Here is a 19,192-nt window from a genome sequence, read left to right as displayed (position 1 = left end):
GGTTTTAAAACAGTAGTAATAGTAGTAGGGCTTGTGGATTACGGGATAACTTATATGAAATCAGGTATGGCATTATTTAACGGTTGTGGATAACTTGTGCACAGTGTGTATGACTTTTACACATTATCCACAATTCCCAAAACTTATCGCTTATACGTTATTCCTCAATTTTCCTACAATTAATCTGTTATAGTACAGTTTTTTTATTGATTTCTAATTTCTTTTTCTAAGTTTTCAAGTTCTTGCTTAAAAGTTGGATCACTACTTACTTCTTTAGCTATTTTTTCATGCGCATGGATAACAGTAGTATGATCACGACCACCAAACTCTTCACCAATTTTAGGTAATGAGAAATCAGTTAACTCACGTGATAAGTACATTGCAATTTGGCGCGGATAGGCAATGGATTTTGTACGTTTTTTAGCACTAAAATCTTCAATTCTCACGTTATAGTATTGTCCAACTATTTTTTGAATATCCTGAATCGTAATTTTTTTCGATTTTGGCGCTTGAATAATATCTTTTAACGCTGCAGCAGTTAATTCAGTTGTAATCGGCTGACCTTGAAGTTTAGAAAATGCTAATACACGAGTGAGTGCACCTTCAAGTTCACGAATATTAGACTGGATTTGATTAGCAATATAAGTTAATGCTTCAGTTGGAATATTTAAATTCTCTTCTCCAATTTTTTTCTGCAAAATAGCCATTCTTGTTTCATAATCAGGAGGTGTAATATCGACGATTAATCCCCATTCAAAGCGAGAACGCAAACGATCTTCTAATTTAGCAATTTCTTTCGGCGGTCTATCACTCGAAATAACAATTTGTTTGTTTGCTTGATGTAATTCATTAAAAGTGTGGAAGAATTCTTCTTGTGTTTGCTCTTTATTTTGGATGAATTGAATATCATCTATTAATAAAACGTCAATATTACGGTATTTTTCTCTAAAACGCTCAGTTTTATTATCACGAATAGATTTAATGAATTCATTCGTGAATTTTTCACTAGACGTGTAAATAACTTTAGCATCAGGATTGTTTTCTAATACATAATGACCAATCGCATGCATTAGATGCGTTTTTCCTAAACCAACGCCACCATAAATGAAGAGTGGATTATAGGCTTGTGCAGGTGCTTCGGCAACAGCGAGACTTGCTGCATGAGGAAATCTATTGCCAGGTCCAATCACAAAAGTATCAAAAGTATTGTTTGTATTGAATTGTTCGCCACCGATGACAGCTTCATCTACACCCGGTGTATACTTTTTCTTTTGTGGAATCTCTTGACTCTTGTGTTGATTTTCACCTGATTTTAAACTCTCTAATTGATCTTCAGAATAGAAAACTGGCATAATTTCATGACCGATTGCCTCATATAATGCAGTTTGAATAATTTCAACATAATGCGTTTTTAACCAATTGGCAACAAATGGATCATCGATAACAATAATAGCTTCATCATTTTGCAATGAGTAAAGCTTAGTATCTTTAAGGAAAGTTTGATAGCTAGGATAACTTACTTTCTCTTGAGCCAAGATTAAGACTTTTTCCCAAATTTCTTTTTCTGACATATGAATAAACTCCAACTTTCATAAATTTTAAAAGTTATACACAAAAACAACAGGCATAAATAAAACGAATCATAGCATGTTGATAATTATCCACAAGTTACACACAATCAGTGGATAACTATTTACGTGCCCTCATTTATACACAGCTGATTAGTATATAATTCTATAAAGTAAACCCTGTATCTATCAATATTTACATGACTTATCCACACAATTATACTTTTTAACAATGACTAATGTCAAATGGCTGTGAATATGTTGTTAAAACGTAGATGACCTTGTTAATAACATATATATTATCCACAGAAATAGAAAATGTAATTGTGCATAAGTGGATAACTTTGAGGAATAAACAGTATAACAAAAATCGAACCGTTTGTGAGCTTGGGAAATAATTTATAAAGAGTGTATGGAAAATGTATAAAGAAAAACAAAGGATAATGCGGATTATTTTCTAGATAGTGATATTGCTACTATAATAGGAGGAAGTTAGGAATTTTATAATTCAACACTTCCTTATATGTAATTAAATTTAGAAGTATTTTGAATTTGGCTATAAAATTGCAAAGACTCAAATTGATACTTGCTTTATAAAATATATTTTGTTATATTGTAGAAGTTGCTTGAATTATGACTAGAAATTAATAACAGTTAAATCAAGACTTAAGAGCAGAAGCGTATATTAATTTATCTATTATAATAGTTAGATAACCGAATAAAGATGGAGGTGTTTTTGCATGGTAAAACGTACTTATCAACCAAATAAACGTAAACATAGTAAAGTTCATGGTTTCAGAAAACGCATGAGCACAAAAAATGGTCGTAAAGTTTTGGCGCGTCGTCGTCGTAAAGGCCGTAAAGTACTATCAGCATAAGATCACTGACTCATCAGTGGTCTTTTTTTTGGTTTTAATGAAGGAAAATGACAGGAAATTACGTTGATTTTCGTTAGCAATTTAAGAAAATTAATGATATAGATTAAACATATATATAACATAATATATCTAATGAAGAGATAAGTGAGTGATGGTTGGTGGAAAAAGCGTATCGAATTAAAAAGAATGGTGATTTTCAATTTATTTATAAAAAAGGGAAATCAGTTGCTAACAGACAATTTGTAGTATACACAAAACCCAACAAAAATTTAGAGCATTTTCGCTTAGGAATAAGTGTTTCTAAAAAAATAGGCAATGCTGTGGTCAGAAACCGTATTAAAAGAGCTATTCGTGAAAACTTCAAGATACATAAAGAAGATATGCTTCCATTAGATATTGTGGTAATAGCGAGACAGCCAGCTAAAGATATGGATACGCTACAAATTCAATCGAGCCTTGAACATGTATTAAAAATAGCCAAGGCTTTTAATAAGCGCATCTAAGTAGGGTAGGGGAAGTGGTTGGTTAGACCAACGGAAGTCTAACCTCAGACAAACCTAAGACTAACTGTGTATTTTTTCAATCAAGATATTCGCTTTTTGATAGGAAACTCTTTACAATATTACAATGATAAAATTTAGACGATAAAGGAGGCGAGATGGATGATGGATTTAGATACAATAACGAGTATATCCACGCCGATGGGTGAAGGTGCAATAGGTATTGTACGTTTGTCTGGTGCTGATGCAGTCAATGTGGCTGATAAGTTATTTAAAGGAAAACAAAAACTTGCAGATGTAACATCTCATACAATTAATTATGGTCATATTATTGATCCAGAATCAGAAGAAGTTATAGAGGAAGTAATGGTTTCTGTACTACGCGCACCGAAGACTTTTACGCGTGAAGATATTGTTGAAATCAACTGTCACGGTGGTATTTTAACAATTAATAAAGTGCTTGAATTAACGATGAGTAATGGCGCACGTATGGCTGAGCCAGGCGAATTCACGAAACGTGCATTCTTAAATGGACGTATTGATTTATCTCAGGCGGAAGCAGTGATGGATTTTATTCGTTCTAAAACCGATCGTGCATCAAAAGTTGCAATGAATCAAATAGAAGGCCGTTTGAGTGATATGATTAAGCGACAGCGACAATCCATTCTCGAAATCCTTGCACAAGTCGAAGTTAATATAGATTATCCAGAGTATGATGACGTAGAGGACGCTACTACAGAATTTTTATTAGGTAAATCAAATGAAATTAAAGAAGAAATTAATAAATTATTAGAAACTGGTACGCAAGGTAAAATTATGAGGGAAGGCTTATCTACAGTAATTGTTGGTAGCCCCAATGTTGGTAAATCTTCAATGCTCAATAATCTGATCCAAGATAATAAAGCTATCGTTACAGAAGTGCCTGGAACAACACGAGATACACTAGAAGAATACGTTAACGTTCGAGGCGTCCCATTAAGATTAGTAGACACAGCAGGTATTCGTGAAACTGAGGATATTGTAGAGCGCATAGGTGTTGAACGTTCTCGAAAAGCACTAGGCGAGGCAGACTTAATCTTATTTGTACTAAATTATAACGAAGCGCTCTCTGAAGAAGACCGTAAACTTTATGAAGTAATTAAAAACGAAGATGCGATTGTTATTGTAAATAAAATGGATTTAGATAAACAATTAGATATAGATGAAGTTAAAGAAATGATTGGAGATATGCCGTTAATCCAAACTTCTATGTTGAAGCAAGAGGGAATAGATCAATTAGAAATACAAATTAGAGATTTATTCTTTGGTGGCGATGTTCAAAATCAAGATATGACATATGTATCTAATTCAAGGCATATTTCATTGTTAAAAGAAGCTAGAAACACAATTCAAGACGCAATAGATGCTGCAGAATCAGATATACCAATGGATATGATTCAAATTGATTTGACGAGAACTTGGGAAATATTAGGTGAAATCATCGGAGAATCCGCAAGTGACGAATTGATAGACCAATTATTTAGTCAGTTCTGTTTAGGAAAATAATAAGGAGGAAAATAGTATGGCTCAAGAATATGATGTAATAGTAATAGGAGCCGGGCATGCTGGTATTGAAGCGGGACTTGCTTCAGCTCGAAGTGGTGCAAAAACGCTTATGTTAACGATTAACTTAGATAATATTGCGTTTATGCCATGTAATCCATCAGTTGGTGGACCGGCAAAAGGAATCGTCGTGCGTGAAATAGATGCCTTAGGTGGACAAATGGCTAAAACGATTGATAAGACCCACATCCAAATGCGTATGTTAAATACGGGTAAAGGTCCAGCAGTGAGAGCATTACGTGCACAAGCAGATAAAGTATTGTATCAACAAGAAATGAAAAAAGTAATTGAAGATGAAGATAATCTAGATATTATGCAAGGTATGGTAGACGACTTAATGATTGAAGATGATGTAATTAAAGGCGTACGTACTAACATTGGAACAGAATACTGGGCAGAGGCAGTTATTATTACAACAGGTACATTTTTACGCGGTGAAATCATCTTAGGAAACATGAAATATTCAAGTGGCCCTAACCACCAATTACCATCTATTTCATTAGCTGATAATTTAAGAAATCTTGGCTTTGAAGTTGTTAGATTTAAGACAGGTACACCACCTCGTGTAAATGCGAAAACAATTGATTATTCTAAAACTGAAATCCAACCAGGTGATGATGTAGGTAGAGCGTTTAGTTTTGAAACTACTGAATATATCTTAGATCAATTACCATGTTGGTTAACATACACAAATGCTGATACACACCAAGTGATTGATGATAATTTGCATCTATCAGCAATGTATTCAGGAATGATTAAAGGTACAGGTCCAAGATATTGCCCATCAATTGAAGATAAATTTGTGCGTTTCAACGATAAACCACGTCATCAATTATTCTTAGAACCAGAAGGACGTAACACGAATGAAGTTTACGTACAAGGATTATCTACAAGTCTTCCAGAACATGTACAAAGACAAATGGTAGAAACGATCCCTGGTCTAGAAAAAGCAGACATGATGCGTGCAGGATATGCAATTGAATACGATGCACTCGTACCTACACAATTATGGCCAACGCTTGAAACTAAAAAAATAAAAAACTTATATACTGCTGGTCAAATCAACGGTACATCAGGTTATGAAGAAGCGGCTGGACAAGGTATTATGGCTGGTATTAATGCAGCAGCTAGAGTACAAGATAAAGATGAAGTTGTCTTAAGTCGTTCTGACGCATATATCGGTGTATTAATTGATGATCTTGTTACGAAAGGTACAAATGAACCTTACCGTTTATTAACATCTCGTGCAGAGTATCGTCTATTGATAAGACATGATAACGCTGATTTACGTCTAACTGATTTAGGTCATGAATTAGGAATGATTTCTGAAGAACGTTATGCACGTTTTAATGCAAAACGAGACATGATAAAATCAGAACAAGAACGCTTAGGTAGCATTCGAGTGAAACCGCATGATCGCGTTCAAGAAATTATTGAAGCACAAGGTGGTTCTCGCTTGAAAGATGGTATTTTAGCAATAGAACTATTACGCCGTCCTGAAATGACTTATGATTTAATTCTTGAAATTCTAGATGAATCACATGTACTTCCATCTGATGTTGAAGAACAAGTGGAAATTCAAACGAAATACGAAGGCTACATCAACAAGTCATTACAACAAGTTGAAAAAGTAAAACGTATGGAAGAGAAAAAAATTCCAGAAGACTTAGATTATAGTAAGGTAGATAGTTTAGCGACTGAAGCACGTGAAAAATTATCAGAAGTTAAGCCATTAAATATTGCGCAAGCTTCTCGTATTTCGGGCGTGAATCCAGCTGATATCTCAATTTTACTTGTTTTTCTTGAACAAGGAAAAATCCAAAGGGTGAAAAATTAAGATGAGTGTAGAATGGTTAACTAAGCAACTCAGTACACAAGGAATAGAACTTTCAGAAGAACAACAACGACAATTTCAAACGTATTATCAAATGCTTGTTGAATGGAATGAAAAAATGAATTTAACAAGTATCACTGAAGAACATGAAGTGTATTTGAAACATTTTTATGATTCAATTGCGCCAAGTTTTTATACAGATTTGACTAAAGAATTAACAATTTGTGATATAGGTGCTGGTGCTGGTTTCCCAAGCATTCCTTTAAAAATTATTTTTCCGAATTTGAAAGTTACAATTGTAGATTCGTTAAATAAACGTATACACTTTTTAAATCAATTAGCAGAGGCGCTAGATCTTGAAAACGTAAATTTCGTGCACGATCGTGCTGAAACGTTTGGCAAAGGAGTCTACAGGGAGTCTTATGATATTGTTACGGCACGTGCTGTTGCTAGACTTTCAGTATTAAGTGAATTGTGTCTGCCTTTAGTTAAAAAGGGTGGTCAATTCATCGCTTTAAAATCTTCTAAAGGTGAAGAAGAATTAGAAGAAGCACGTTTTGGTTTAGGTATTTTGGGTGGTAAAGTTCGAGAAACAATTTCATATGAATTGCCAGAAGAAGCAGGCGAGAGACAAATGATGATTATAGACAAAAGAAGTCAGACACCTAAGAAGTATCCTAGGAAACCAGGAACACCGAATAAGTCTCCATTGCTTAACAAGTAAATACAAATCAATACAATTAGTTTAGAGGGAGCGCATGGAAAATGAAGAAACCTTTTTCTAAATTATTTGGTTTAAAGAACAAAGATGACATTGTTGGTTATATTGAAGAAGATCATAATAATAGCGTTGAATCTATTCATATCGAACGTATTGTGCCAAACCGTTATCAACCAAGACAAGTATTTGAGCCAAATAAGATAAAAGAACTCGCAGAATCAATAGAAGAACATGGTTTGTTACAGCCTATGGTCGTACGTCCAATTGAAGAAGATATGTTTGAAATCATTGCTGGTGAACGTAGATTTAGAGCGTTTCAATCACTTGGTAAAACACACGCAGAAGTCATTATTAGATATTTAGATGATGAAGAAACTGCTGTGGTTGCACTTATTGAAAATATTCAACGTGAAAACCTATCCGTCGTTGAAGAAGCGGAAGCATATAAAAAGTTATTGGACATCGGTGATACTACACAGAGTGAATTAGCTAAAAGTGTTGGTAAAAGCCAAAGTTTCATAGCTAATAAATTGCGTTTATTAAAATCAGCACCTAAAGTCATCGAACGTTTACGTGAAGGTAAAATTACTGAACGTCACGCTCGTGCACTGTTAAGTTTATCAGAAGAAGATCAGGAAATAATGGTTGAAACAGTTATTAGCCAGAAGCTAAATGTAAAACAAACAGAAGCACGAGTGAAACAAAAAGTTGGCCCTGAAAAGGTGACGGCTCAAACATTTGGATTTGAAAAAGATTTAACTGACGCACGCGATGCAGTTGGTAAAAGTCTTGAAAGCATAGAAAAAAGTGGCATTAAATATGAACATCAAGCTAAAGATCACGACGATTATTATGAAATAAAGATTAAATTATACAAACGTTAATATAACCAAAATAAACCATCTGGGAAATATATCCTAGACTAAATAACTGACTGTTAGAATCCTAATTGGAAACCTAACAGTCTTTTTTATTTGAATTTTATTAAGTTTATATAAAAAACGCTATTGTAATATTGTGATAAATCAAAAACTGTGATTAAATTAAGAAAACGCTTACACATTATCTAAAGGGGGGATGATAATATGATCACGTTTATTGTGTCTATTATTTTGTTAGTTGTAGGTTATTTTACTTATGGTAAATATATCGATAAGATGTTTGGAACGAAAGAAGAACGTCCGACACCAGCATTTCATCAGAGGGACGATGTCGATTACTTACCGATGAAGACATCATCTAATTCACTCATTCAATTATTAAATATTGCAGGGGTTGGTCCTATTTTCGGACCAATTATGGGAGCACTATATGGTCCCGTCGCATTTATTTGGATTGTTGTGGGTTGTATTTTTGCAGGGGGGGTTCATGATTATTTAACTGGAATGATTTCAATCAGAAATAAAGGAGCTCATTTACCTGAGCTTGCCGGCAAGTTTTTAGGAAAAGTGATGAAACATTTTGTTAATATTTTCTCTATTTTATTATTACTTTTGACAGGGACAGTATTTGTTACAAGTCCGGCATTATTATTACATAATTTATTAGACGGACGTATTGCATTAGGCATCATTATTTTTGTTATCTTTGTTTATTACGTTCTTTCAACAATTTTACCTATTGATAAAATTATTGGCCGTATTTATCCAATATTTGGGGCATTATTATTAATTAGTGCGGTTGGTATAGGTTTCCGTCTTATTCAAACAGGCGCGCCAATTCCAGAGATTAATTTAAAAAACATGCATCCTGATGGGGCATCTATTTTCCCATTATTATTCTTCACAATTACTTGTGGGGCGTTATCTGGTTTCCATGCGACGCAAACGCCAATTATTTCTAGAACAACGAAAAAAGAAAATAATGGTCGTTTTATCTTTTATGGCATGATGATTGCTGAAGGGATTATCGCTATGATTTGGGCAGCAGCAGGCATGAGTCTATTTAATGGTTACAACGGGCTTAGCGATGTATTAGCGCGTGGCGAAGCAGCATTAGTGGTAAGTGAAGCTTCTCATCTATTATTAGGTTCTGTCTTCGGGACAATTGCAGTGTTAGGCGTAATTATCTTGCCGATTACGAGTGGAGACACATCTTTCCGTAGTGCCAGAATGATTATTGCAGATTACTTAAATTATGGACAACGCAGTATTGTAAAAAGAATTATCGTAGCAGCACCATTATTTGTAATTAGTTTCGGTTTGACTCAAGTAGACTTCACAGTACTTTGGCGCTATTTCTCTTGGGCAAACCAAACTACTGCAACTGTTGCTTTGTGGGTCGGGGCTATGTATTTACTCATGGCTAAAAAGAATTTCTGGGTTGCAGCAATACCTGCTGTGTTCATGACATGGAATATATTTACGTACATTCTCAGTCAGCCAATCGGTTTAGGATTAGATCTTACGTTAAGCTATGTATTAGCATTTGTCCTGACGATACTATGGATTCTGTACTTTGGTTACCAATATAAGAAAATCACTGCAGGCGAGGCGTTTGAATTAGATCACCAAATTCAATATCAGCAACAAGCGACTTAGTTTTATATTGGCAGTAGCTTACTGATGTATAGTTGGGAGTAGGAAAGAAATCAAAATCTGATTTCTATCCTACTCCCTTTTGTTCTGTCTAAAGGGAGTCTTAAAAACGCTGGTATCATAGTGTTCAAAAGCATTTATACAATTGAAAGGGCACATATGTTAAAGAGCTTTGGTAGTCTAATAGTATTTTCTATATTAATCTCTAGTTAGAGGAGCACGACAAATGAATTTAGATTATCAGATTACGTATTTCAGACAACATGATCATTTATCTCAAGAAGATTTAGCAGAGAGATTATATGTTTCACGACAAACAATTTCAAATTGGGAGAATGATAAGAGCTATCCGGATGTTCATAATTTCCCATGGTTTTCGATAATATCTATTACAATATGATTAGGGGTTTTGAACGCTTTGTTTATTGATAATTTAAAGAGAAATAGAAATATACTCAAGCGGGGCATTATCAGCTGGTGTGCCTTACGAGATATACTTCTAGTAATACCTTTTCTTTGCACAATTTATAATATTCACACGATGTGTAAACACTACCTTGACCACTGTTTAAACAGCAATCATTCAATTGCCTTATTTTTTAACGAATAAGCTACTATCTTCATAGAAAAAACACTTTCGTTGAATTCATTTTAATATATGAATTCAACGAAAGTGTTTTATTGTATTCCCACAATTTGTGGTTAGTTCGGTCCAATGGTTATAGAGCTTTATTTGATTCTCTAATTTTCGTTACGGGTATTTTATGATTCGCCATTTTTTCAAAGAAATCAATAATAAATGAATGGTCTTTTTTACCATTTCCATTCACCATTTCTGAACTGAAAATCTCTTTTACTAAGTTGGTAATAGGCAGGGGCACACCTATCGCGTTGGCGGATTGTTGGATATTTCCTAAATCTTTAAAGTTCGTTTCTATTTTTCCACCTGGTTCGTAATTTCCACTAATTATAGAAGGCATTTTAGCATCCATTACTGCACTACCAGCTAATCCGCCATTCAGTGCCTCGAAAAGTTTATTTAAATCGATACCTGATTTACTTGCGTATACACAAGCTTCTGAAAGTGCTGCGAGATTCGCACTTACGATGATTTGATTCGCTAATTTAGCTGCAGAACCATTGCCGTTTTCTCCAAAGTGAACAATGTTTTCTCCCATTGCTTGGAATAAAGGGAGCGTCTTTTTAAAATCCCTTTCGTCTCCCCCAACCATGATGGAAAGTTTTCCTTCTAGTGCCATAGGTTCGCCACCACTTACTGGTGCATCTAAAAACGCAATGCCAAATTCTTTTAATTTGTTGGCACATATTTTGGAATCTTCTGTAGATACAGAACTCATATCAATAACAATAGTGCCTTGTGTACTATGCTCAGCTAAACCTTCTTCGCCAAATAATACTTGTGTCACGTGTTGTGATTTAGGTAACATCGTAATAATGATTTCACTATTGTTGGCAATTTCTTTAAGTGAGGCACATGCATGACCACCGAGCGCGTTTAATTCATTAACTGCACTAGTATTAATATCAAAAAGATAAGTTTCAAAGCCCCTTTGAATTAAATGAAGTGCCATGGGTTTCCCCATTATGCCTAATCCAATAAACCCTACTTTCATATGAATCGCTCCTAATCTTTTTAAGTTTAGTAAAGTACGTGATTAAAAATGTTTAATCATTTATTCGTCATTTCAAAATACTTAAATCTTATTCTGTAATTATTAATCGCTTATAATTGGCTGTAGATTTAGTTTTGCATAGTTTCCAAGATTTTTAACGACTTGACTGGTATTCATGTTATCTTCCCCAATCTCATCTTCTAAAATAATCCAGCCGCCATAATTATTATTTTTTAAAATATCTGTGCATTTTGTTAAATCTATATTTCCTTCACCCATGTTCTTCCATATCAAATCCTTTGAAACATCTTTAAAGTGCACATGTTTTATCAAAGGTAATGCTTCTTTTATTATTTCAGGTGCGTTCATGCCGCCCATTGCAATGTGTCCAGCATCAGGTGTATATCCCATATATTTCGGATCTAAACCGTTAAAAAGAACTTCATAGTCTTCTTTATACTTCCAGTATGATGTTTCATAAGAAATCGGATGCATTGAAGTTATTATACCGTGTTCTTCATATGCGCGTTTTCCAAGATTATTTGCACCTTTTATTATTTCTTTTTGTCTTTGTAGTAAATTATTACGGTTTTCTCCACTTCTTGATGGCACATTCATAATGGCACCAGGGAAATGCTTAAGATATTCAAAAAAATAATTTTCGAGTGCTTGTTCTTTTTCAGATGCATATCCACCTTCAAAGGCATGGGGTATTGTTAATGCCGCTAACTTTAGATCTCTACGATCAAGTTCTTCTTTTAATTTTTTTGGCTCGTTTTGATATTTACCGAGTAAAGTGATTTGTACATCGACACCCACGAGTCCAGCATTTTCAACATCATCCATGACCTGATCCATTTTATCTACTGCTACATCATAATCTAGCACCCAAGTTGATCCTTGGCATCCAAAGTTAATTGTCATAATTTCTCCTCCTAATAACAAAAATAGTAAAAATCTAAATAATGACAGTACCATTTATATTCAGTACTTATAAATTAATAGAGTCATTTAAGACTGATAAAATTTAAATGAAAACGCTAACAATATATTTCAACATTAACACCAATTATCCGTTTGTCAACAAAAATACGAAAGTAAATGAAAGGAAATGAAAATATTTGAAAATAAAAAGAAACTATTATAAGATAAAAATTATATTTGTAAGCGGTTTCAAGTTTTGTTAATTTTCAATTCCGTACTATTCAACTTTTTTTGAAGATAATCATATGTTACAACTACTTTTTAGAAAGAAGGGGTTCGAATGTTTGAAGAAATATGGCCAATTATAGGTATAATTATAGGAGTGTTTATTTTACTTATCTTAATTATTGTATTGAAATTAAATACTTTTATCGCATTGATACTTACGTCTATGGTAACAGGGATTATTCTTGGTATACCGATAGATAAAATTGTATCATCAGTTGAAAAAGGCATGGGGGAGACACTTGGAAGCATTGCAATTATATTTGGTTTAGGATCTATTCTAGGTAAATTACTATCAGATGGTGGTGGCGCGACTAAAATCGCAGATGAACTGATAAATACATTTGGTAAAAAATATGTAAATTGGGCGATGTTGGTAGCCTCATTTATTATTGGTATTTCATTATTTTTAGAAGTGGCTTTTGTTTTGCTTATACCACTTGTTTTTACGTTAGCAAAAAGAATGAATATTTCTAATTTGACGGTAGGCTTACCGATGACAATTTCAATAGCTGTAACTCATGGATTTTTACCTCCGCATCCGGGTCCAGTAGCTGTATCACAAGCACTCGGAGCCAATGTAGGACATGTATTGATGTACGGAATAATCATAGGTATTCCGATAACTATCATTGTTGGCTCATTTTATACTAAACTAGCATATAAAATTGTACCTTCTGCATTTTCGAAAATGGGAAAACGCGCTAATATCGGTGAAATCAGACAATTTGAAGAAAATAATATGCCTAGCTTCGGCTTGAGTTTATTAACAGCGCTAAGTCCTGTTATTTTGATGTTGTTAGCTACGATAGTGCAATTGATAACGGGACATGAAGACGGTAAAGCTGAGGGATTCGAAGGTGTTATTTATTTCTTGGGTTCTTCAACAACAGCTATGCTGATAGCAGTTCTATTCGCGATATACACTATGGGCATTAAAAGAAATCAATCTATGAATCAAATCATGACAACTGTTTCAAATGCTATTACACCGATAGCTATGTTGCTGTTAATCATTGGCGGAGGCGGTGTGTTTAAACAAGTACTCATTGACGGTGGCGTAGGTGATACAATATCTAAATTATTCCAAGGTACTGAAATGTCTCCTATTATTTTAGCTTGGTTAGCGACAGCTATCTTACGTTTAGCGCTAGGATCTTCAACGGTTTCTGCACTATCATCAGTAGGTATTGTATTACCATTAATTCAATCGAGTGATGTAAATATTTCGCTAATTGTACTCGCTATCGGTGCAGGTAGTGTCTTTTGTTCTCATGTTAATGATGCAGGATTTTGGATGTTTAAAGAGTATTTCGATTTAAGTATGAAAGAAACGTTTTTAACATGGTCATTGCTGGAATCATTGCTATCTGTTTTAGGCCTAGGATTTATATTAATTGTGAATGCTATTATTTAAAATACTTTTATAGTTATATATATATCATATTTTTTTGCATTAGATTATATAAAAGTAAGTATGTTCATAAGTAGCTTATAATCAATTAATTACATAACGATTTATATTGGGTTAAAACTTATGAAAACCTTAATATGTGTAGCTTTCTCGTAATTTTCATCCAAATTAAAAGCGTTTAATAATGACTTTATAAAATAAAAAACAAAATATAATTTTACACTCAAAGTTTCGTTGTTTTTTTAAAGTATAAAAATACGTCCTGATGAGAAAGCGTTTACAAAAAAGAAATAAGGTGATATATTAACGTTAATTTGGTTAGTTAAATTAACAAACCAACTAAATTAAGGGGGAATCACTAAAAAGTTAACGTGTGAAAATAACTATACATATTACTGATTTGGACATGTTAATTTATGAATAGTTGTTTTGTTGGTCATCTATGAGCAGGCATACATTAAAAAATTAATGGGGTGGGGGATTATGTCCGTTAGTAATGATACTGAACAAATTAACGAAAATGAAAAATTAGGTTTGCCAGAAAAAATCACTTTTGGTATCGGTGATTTTGGAGCGAATTATAGTTGGACCTTTATTGCATCTTTTATAACAATTTATATGACTGATGTAGTTGGTATTGCTGGTGCTGTTATCGGCACTATCATTCTAATTTGTCGATTTGCAGATGGATTTTCAGATTTATTTATGGGAAGTATTATTGACAATACAAATACAAAAATGGGTAAAGCAAAGCCGTGGGTATTTTGGACTGCTCCTATCTTGGGTATTTTAACCTTTTTATTATTTAACGTGCCTCAATCACTTGGAGATACTGGAAAAATTATATATATATTTTCAATATATTTTTTGATATCAGTAGTTTTTTATACTGCTAATAATGTTGCATATTCTTCGCTTATTTCATTTATGACAAAAAATGACACTGATCGTATTTCATTAGGTAGTATTCGCTTTATTTTCTCTAATCTTAGTGTATTATGTATCTCAACATTCACGACATATTTAGTTTCTGGATTTGGAGATAATCAGCAAGGTTGGACATATACAGCAATGATTTATGCTGCATTATGTGCTATACCGTTAATGATTACAGGCTATTTTGTAAAAGAGAGAAACGTTGCAACTAAGCAATATAAAGAAACAAGTAAAAATACAAATGACAATACGAACAAGGAAAAAAATAAAAATAAACGTATACCGTTTACCTTGATTCTTAAAGTGTTAATCACAGAAAAATACTTTGTTATTGCGATTGTTCTTTATTTACTTTGGTACTTACGTCAAACAGACAATAGTATGAGAATTTATTACGCTACTTATATATTTAAAGAACCAAACATTATGGCAATTTTAAGTATTGCTACTTTGGTTCCTACAATTTTGGGCTTATTATTTGCAGCTAAATTTGCTGAGAAAGTTGGGATTAAGCAAAGTATCATTATTGGTATAATCATCTCAATCATTTCATATGTTGTAATGGCTGTATTTTCAGAGAATTTAACTATGCTAGTTATAGGACTAGCAATTCATGGTGTTGGGTTAGTACCATTTACGGCTGCATTAAGCGGTATAGTAGCAGATATTGGTGATATTATATATTGGAAAACAGGGGTTCCAGTACAAGGGTCAGTGTTTAGTTTGGCTAGTGCTGGGATGAAAATTGGATCAGGTCTACAATCAGCTATAGTAGGGTGGTCATTGTCCATAGGTGGTTATGTTGCAGGGGCTACAATACAATCTGAAAGTACTATTTTTGCGATAAAAGCGATGCAAATATACTTCCCATTAGCTATGGTCACATTAATTTTAATTTTTACACTCTTTTTAAATTATGAAAAATTCATAGGAAAAGTTAAGAAACAAATAAGAAATAATGAAGTGGGCGAACTGAGAAATAAACAAATATATAAATAAATGGAGGTTATATTATGATAAACAATTTATATGTAGCTAAAACAGGATCAGATTTTTCAAGTGGGACTAAAGAAGAACCATTATTAACAATTAATAAAGCAGCATCGCTTGCGCTACCAGGTGATACTGTCATTGTTCATGAAGGAACTTATAGAGAAGAAATAAATGACATAAATTCTGGGTTAAGTGAATCTCGCAGAATTACATTTGAAGGTGCAAAAAATGAAAAAGTTACTATAAAAGGTTCTGAAGAAATAAATGACTGGAGCCTTGTAGAAGGTAATATTTGGAAAGCAGAGGTGTCAAATCAACTATTCCATAATTTCAATCCATTTTCGGTAAAATTATTTGGCGATTGGCTTGAAGTTGATAACGATAAGACGTTAGGACAAGTCTATTTAAACGGTGATGCATTATTTGAAGTAAATGCTTTTGATAGATTGAAAAATCCACAAAGAGTCGAAAAAGTATTTGATCATTGGACTGAAAAAGAAGTTGATTTTGATTACACTGATTTATCGACATTTTTATGGTATGCAGAAGTAGATGAAAATAGTACTACTATTTATGCTAATTTTCAAAACTATAACCCAAATGAAGAATTAATAGAAATTAATGTCAGAGAACACATATTTTCACCAAGTCAAACACATACTAATTATATAACGATTCGTAATTTTGAATTAGCTCATGCGGCAACACAATGGTCTCCACCTACAGCTAAACAGACTGGTTTGATTGATACGAATTGGAGTAAAAAATGGATCGTAGAAAATAATTATATACATGATTCAATGAGTAGTGGTATTTCAATTGGTAAAGAAATATCTACTGGACAAAATTTTAGTACAATTAGGAAAGATAAACCTGGTTATCAGTATCAAATAGAAACAGTTTTTAGTGCAGTTAACTCTGATTGGAATAAAGAAACGATAGGATCACATATTATTAGAGATAATAAAATTAATGATTGTGGACAAAATGCAATTGTGGGTCACTTAGGATGTATTTTTAGTGAAATATATAATAATCACATCTTTAATATTGGTAATAGAAGAGAGTTTTTTGGATATGAAATTGCTGGTATTAAACTGCATGCAGCTATAGATACACAAGTTTATAATAACTATGTTCATAATTGCTCTTTAGGTATGTGGTTTGATTGGCAAACACAAGGCACACGAATTAGTAAAAATATATTTGCAGAAAATACGAGAGATCTTTTTGTAGAAGTAAGCAGTGGGCCTTATCTCGTCGATAATAATATATTGACAGCTGATTATGCTTTAGACAATCATGCACAAGGTGGTGCTTATGTTAACAACATTATCCATGGAGAGATGGTTCATAGGTTAATGTTGGATAGATCAACGCCTTACCATGTGCCACACAGTACATTGGTTTCTGGTTTTGCTCCTGTTTATGGGGGAGACGATAGATTCTATAATAATATATTCATAGGGAAAAAGGATATAAATAATATTGGAACTGAAGTGTATAATGGTTATACAACATCTTTAGAAGAATATAAGTGTTTGGTTTCTCAAGAAGAGGGAGATCACCAAGCTTATCATAAAATTAAGCAGCCAGTGTTTATTAATCATAATGCTTATTTCAATAATGCCAAACACTTTGAAAAAGAAGAAAATAACTTAATAGATGAGCGCTTTAATCCTGAGATATCTTTAAGTGAAGCATCAGATGGCTTATATCTTAACATTACATTACCAACATCATTTTTTGAAATTAAAGGTGAAACCCAATCAAGTAATACTTTACCAAAAGTAAGATTAGTAGATGCAGACTTTGAAAGTCCAAATGAATTGCCAATCAGTATTAATACTGATTTAGTAGAAAATATGAGAACGGATACTACATTATTAGGGCCAATTGAAAGTTTGCAAGCTGGTGAAAACAAAGTATTAATTTGGAAACATGCTGAAAATCTAAAGGACTAAGTCATTAGAAGACAGATAAAATGTACAAGGTAATTAAAGCGATATATCTTTAATAAATAAAAAACAATCTCAATTTTTTAAAATTGAGATTGTTTTATTTTATCTGAAACCTTGTTAGCTCAGATATTAACTAATAACACATAAAGTAATTAGAGCGCTTTTAATAACTCTACCTATTAATATTTTATAAAAAAGCAATGTGCTTTAATGAATGGTTGTGATATTATGAAATGATTGTTTTTTATTTAATTTCTTTAAAAATTTTTATTAAAATCATAGGAGATATTAGTTTATGAAATATTATGAAGAAATACCTGTTATAAGAGCTATAGCCACGATGTTAGTTCTTTGTATACATTTAACAGCTCAATTGTACAATTCAAATGGTGTCATAACAGATCCCATTTTGTCATATTTTAATCAAATATCGAGATTAGGAACACCAATTTTCGCAGTAATCAGTGCATTTTTGCTTACAAGTTCAACTTTGAATAGAAAATTCAGTTTATTATACTTTATCAAATCAAGATTCACTAAAATCTTTATACCCTATATATTATGGACAACTTTATATATAGTATTAAGATATCTTTTTACTAATACATATTATCCTCCGGGGACGCCTATAATAAAATACTATATACTTGGTACAGCTGAAATACATTTATATTTTATTTTAGTAGTCATTCAATTTTATTTACTATTTCCATTTGTACACAAACTTAAAAAGGGACTGCCATTAATAACGGCATATATCATTGCCACAATAATAAATATAATTTGGTTGAGTTATGGTAAAGGTGAAATCACATTCCAAAATGATTTGCTAAACTCTTTTGTTAATAGTAAAGCATTTATATTGAATTGGCTTTCTTTCTTTTTCCTTGGTATTTGCTATGCGAAGTTTTATAAAGAAATTAATAGTACAATATTAAAATATAAAATTTATTTCAAAATAATAGGGATGGTATTATTTATTAATTTAATAATCAGCATTGATATTACAAATTTATATGGCTCAAGCAGTATAGCTAACATAATTTATATACCATTCTTTCTTGCGCTATTAATTATCTTTTATCATCGTGTTAAAGATTATAAGTATTTAACGAAATCTTTAACAGTTATAGGAAATTATTCAATGGGGATTTACTTGATTCATGTTTTATTAATTATGATATATAGACAGTATCCTTATGCAGATATAGTTAATAATCCATCTACATTTGTTATATCTTATATCTTTATATTGTGTCTTTCTGTAGTGTCCATTTATTTAATAAGTAAATTGCCTTTTTCAAGTTATATTGTACCGATTCCAGCTAAAAAAACAATTATTAATAAGCGTATTCGAAATGAGAAGGCGTAGTGAAGGTTTCAAAAAAGTAATTGCTAGTCAGTG

14 protein-coding genes and 1 pseudogene are annotated in these 19,192 nt (G+C 32.6%); 12 read left to right on the top strand and 3 right to left on the bottom strand.

Annotated features, from left to right (window positions below; genetic code table 11):
- Positions 1-203 precede the first annotated feature (203 nt).
- The gene (gene dnaA, locus ACA31_RS00895) at positions 204-1,571 is read right to left on the bottom strand and encodes a chromosomal replication initiator protein DnaA (protein ID WP_057511510.1); all 1,368 of its coding nucleotides are present in this window, start codon (positions 1,569-1,571) and stop codon (positions 204-206) included.
- Positions 1,572-2,308: 737 nt separating this feature from the next.
- Between dnaA and rpmH the strand changes: the two genes are divergently transcribed.
- From rpmH to ACA31_RS13190, 8 genes and pseudogenes are all read left to right on the top strand, one after another.
- Positions 2,309-2,446, top strand: coding sequence for a 50S ribosomal protein L34 (gene rpmH / locus ACA31_RS00890; protein WP_000240855.1), 138 nt, complete (start codon positions 2,309-2,311; stop codon positions 2,444-2,446).
- 158 nt (positions 2,447-2,604) lie between these two features.
- Positions 2,605-2,949 (top strand): ribonuclease P protein component, encoded by a 345-nt coding sequence (rnpA, locus tag ACA31_RS00885; protein WP_057511564.1) that lies wholly within the window; start codon positions 2,605-2,607, stop codon positions 2,947-2,949.
- A gap of 162 nt (positions 2,950-3,111) precedes the next feature.
- Positions 3,112-4,491 (top strand): tRNA uridine-5-carboxymethylaminomethyl(34) synthesis GTPase MnmE, encoded by a 1,380-nt coding sequence (mnmE, locus tag ACA31_RS00880; protein WP_156393390.1) that lies wholly within the window; start codon positions 3,112-3,114, stop codon positions 4,489-4,491.
- 16 nt (positions 4,492-4,507) lie between these two features.
- Complete coding sequence (gene mnmG / locus ACA31_RS00875) at positions 4,508-6,385, top strand: tRNA uridine-5-carboxymethylaminomethyl(34) synthesis enzyme MnmG (protein ID WP_057511508.1); 1,878 nt, start codon at positions 4,508-4,510, stop codon at positions 6,383-6,385.
- A gap of 1 nt (position 6,386) precedes the next feature.
- Positions 6,387-7,106 (top strand): 16S rRNA (guanine(527)-N(7))-methyltransferase RsmG, encoded by a 720-nt coding sequence (rsmG, locus tag ACA31_RS00870; RefSeq protein WP_057511507.1) that lies wholly within the window; start codon positions 6,387-6,389, stop codon positions 7,104-7,106.
- Positions 7,107-7,147: 41 nt separating this feature from the next.
- Positions 7,148-7,987, top strand: coding sequence for a ParB/RepB/Spo0J family partition protein (locus ACA31_RS00865; protein ID WP_057511506.1), 840 nt, complete (start codon positions 7,148-7,150; stop codon positions 7,985-7,987).
- A 201-nt stretch (positions 7,988-8,188) separates the two neighbouring features.
- Entirely contained in the window at positions 8,189-9,643 is a 1,455-nt protein-coding gene (locus ACA31_RS00860; RefSeq protein ID WP_057511505.1) for a carbon starvation CstA family protein, read from the top strand.
- Between the two features lie 223 nt (positions 9,644-9,866).
- Positions 9,867-10,004, top strand: a pseudogene (locus ACA31_RS13190) (helix-turn-helix transcriptional regulator); the annotation flags it as partial.
- A gap of 355 nt (positions 10,005-10,359) precedes the next feature.
- Here the strand turns inward: ACA31_RS13190 and ACA31_RS00855 are convergent.
- Both ACA31_RS00855 and ACA31_RS00850 read right to left on the bottom strand, forming a co-directional pair.
- The gene (locus tag ACA31_RS00855; protein WP_057511504.1) at positions 10,360-11,274 is read right to left on the bottom strand and encodes a 2-hydroxy-3-oxopropionate reductase; all 915 of its coding nucleotides are present in this window, start codon (positions 11,272-11,274) and stop codon (positions 10,360-10,362) included.
- A gap of 102 nt (positions 11,275-11,376) precedes the next feature.
- On the bottom strand, positions 11,377-12,198 hold the full coding sequence (locus ACA31_RS00850; RefSeq protein WP_057511503.1) for a sugar phosphate isomerase/epimerase family protein: 822 nt from the start codon (positions 12,196-12,198) through the stop codon (positions 11,377-11,379).
- A gap of 340 nt (positions 12,199-12,538) precedes the next feature.
- Here ACA31_RS00850 and ACA31_RS00845 point away from each other — a divergent pair, with 340 nt between their 5' ends.
- The 4 genes from ACA31_RS00845 (at position 12,539) to ACA31_RS00830 (ending at position 19,159) form a co-directional block, all read left to right on the top strand.
- The gene (locus ACA31_RS00845; RefSeq protein ID WP_057511502.1) at positions 12,539-13,900 is read left to right on the top strand and encodes a gluconate:H+ symporter; all 1,362 of its coding nucleotides are present in this window, start codon (positions 12,539-12,541) and stop codon (positions 13,898-13,900) included.
- A 480-nt stretch (positions 13,901-14,380) separates the two neighbouring features.
- Positions 14,381-15,832: an MFS transporter gene (locus ACA31_RS00840; protein WP_057511501.1), complete on the top strand. Its 1,452-nt coding sequence runs from the start codon at positions 14,381-14,383 to the stop codon at positions 15,830-15,832.
- A gap of 14 nt (positions 15,833-15,846) precedes the next feature.
- Positions 15,847-17,790, top strand: a complete 1,944-nt coding sequence (locus ACA31_RS00835) for a hypothetical protein (protein ID WP_057511500.1) — start codon at positions 15,847-15,849, stop codon at positions 17,788-17,790.
- A gap of 292 nt (positions 17,791-18,082) precedes the next feature.
- A complete protein-coding gene (locus ACA31_RS00830; RefSeq protein ID WP_057511499.1) occupies positions 18,083-19,159 on the top strand; it encodes an acyltransferase in 1,077 nt (358 codons plus the stop codon).
- Positions 19,160-19,192 lie beyond the last annotated feature (33 nt).

Source organism: Staphylococcus sp. NAM3COL9 (genome assembly GCF_001431205.1).
Classification (GTDB): Bacteria; Bacillota; Bacilli; order Staphylococcales; family Staphylococcaceae; genus Staphylococcus.
The sequence above is the reverse complement of the archived record's forward strand: the minus strand, read 5'-3'. Positions and strand labels throughout refer to the sequence as shown.

Coding starts and splice junctions, on each gene's coding strand:
- rpmH (WP_000240855.1), top strand. CDS start 2,309: ATGGTAAAACGTACTTATCAACCAAATAAACGTAAACATAGTAAAGTT.
- ACA31_RS00860 (WP_057511505.1), top strand. CDS start 8,189: ATGATCACGTTTATTGTGTCTATTATTTTGTTAGTTGTAGGTTATTTT.
- ACA31_RS00865 (WP_057511506.1), top strand. CDS start 7,148: ATGAAGAAACCTTTTTCTAAATTATTTGGTTTAAAGAACAAAGATGAC.
- ACA31_RS00855 (WP_057511504.1), bottom strand. CDS start 11,274: ATGAAAGTAGGGTTTATTGGATTAGGCATAATGGGGAAACCCATGGCA.
- ACA31_RS00840 (WP_057511501.1), top strand. CDS start 14,381: ATGTCCGTTAGTAATGATACTGAACAAATTAACGAAAATGAAAAATTA.
- ACA31_RS00845 (WP_057511502.1), top strand. CDS start 12,539: ATGTTTGAAGAAATATGGCCAATTATAGGTATAATTATAGGAGTGTTT.
- mnmE (WP_156393390.1), top strand. CDS start 3,112: ATGGATTTAGATACAATAACGAGTATATCCACGCCGATGGGTGAAGGT.
- mnmG (WP_057511508.1), top strand. CDS start 4,508: ATGGCTCAAGAATATGATGTAATAGTAATAGGAGCCGGGCATGCTGGT.
- rsmG (WP_057511507.1), top strand. CDS start 6,387: ATGAGTGTAGAATGGTTAACTAAGCAACTCAGTACACAAGGAATAGAA.
- ACA31_RS00830 (WP_057511499.1), top strand. CDS start 18,083: ATGAAATATTATGAAGAAATACCTGTTATAAGAGCTATAGCCACGATG.
- ACA31_RS00850 (WP_057511503.1), bottom strand. CDS start 12,198: ATGACAATTAACTTTGGATGCCAAGGATCAACTTGGGTGCTAGATTAT.
- ACA31_RS00835 (WP_057511500.1), top strand. CDS start 15,847: ATGATAAACAATTTATATGTAGCTAAAACAGGATCAGATTTTTCAAGT.
- dnaA (WP_057511510.1), bottom strand. CDS start 1,571: ATGTCAGAAAAAGAAATTTGGGAAAAAGTCTTAATCTTGGCTCAAGAG.